The sequence below is a fragment of the Psychrobacter sp. 1U2 genome, assembly GCF_051847575.1.
Map to the genome: position 1 here is coordinate 1 of NZ_JBPYDC010000486.1, position 1,031 is coordinate 1,031.

The 1,031-nt window shown below is 42.6% G+C and carries 2 protein-coding genes; both read right to left on the reverse strand.

Going from position 1 to position 1,031, the window contains the following annotated elements:
• Positions 1 to 219, reverse strand: a 219-nt coding sequence (locus ACS8FD_RS16765; protein ID WP_439276674.1) for a hypothetical protein, incomplete at its 3' end; no start/stop codon positions are given.
• 192 nt (positions 220 to 411) lie between these two features.
• Positions 412 to 1,031, reverse strand: a 620-nt coding sequence (locus ACS8FD_RS16770) for an MOSC domain-containing protein (RefSeq protein ID WP_439276675.1), incomplete at its 5' end; no start/stop codon positions are given.

The following is a 1,031-nucleotide window of genomic DNA, read 5'->3' on the forward strand; positions in this document are numbered from 1 at the left end:
CGATTCGTTTTCTGGCGTTTGGGTTAATAAATTAATATAGGCTTGGGCGACCATATAGATAGCTAAAGTGCCAATGATGATGGCGACAGAAGAGCCCAATAGCTGCGACTGCGGTAAAAATAAATCGCCAGGCATCACATAAGCACCCCATCCTATAATTGCTCCTACGCTAATCGCTATCGCTTGCAGGTAGCTGATGCTCTCAGTTTTTTCGCTCATACAATCCTCTTTGAGAGCCAAATATTTAATGCGCAAGCACACTCACTATGCAGTCAGTTTTACGCAAAAAAACCTTTAACTATTGTTATAACTTGTTTGAAATCACTATTATAAACGTTGATGAATTAATCAAATTTTAAGCTTTAATTAATTTAAGAGATGATATTAAAGGTTTTTTCTTAGAAAATCTGTTTAGTCCTTCCGAATCTTCTTAGCCAAAACGGTTTTCCAACTCTCCTCCAAGCATTCGATGGCTAACCAAGGTTCTATGATGTCTATTGCAAATTTTTCTTTTGAGTTCGACAGCTGCCACAGCCTCGAGAGCGTCGCAAATGGGTAAGGACGTTCGATTAAATAGACAGGTAAGTTAGCAGCAATCATACCGTCACGCACGACCTCAAAGTACCATCCAGCGATCCCTTGCTTGCTCACCCATGCAGCGATATTAGGCACTTTGGTAAATTGTCCGATTTGGTCATTAATCTTGTAGCAAGGGCGGCGCGGCTGAACGATGCGTAGCTGTACGCTATCATTAGTATCGATATCCCCGTACTGAAAAACGTCACCAATACAGACGGTAGCTTCATTCATCTCAGACAAACCATCTATGGCTGTGGTAATCAAATTTTCTCCCAATGTGCCGATGCGTACCTTTAAGTCAAATTCTGCATTAATCTTGTCATAAGTCGCGGTTGGCAGTTGATGTACTGCTTTTAGCGGGCCGCCATGATGTCGACGATCGGCTTGCTCATCAGTAGTGAGACCCATAAAGTTGACAGCGACGGGAGCTTTGACCGGTGCTTTATCGATGG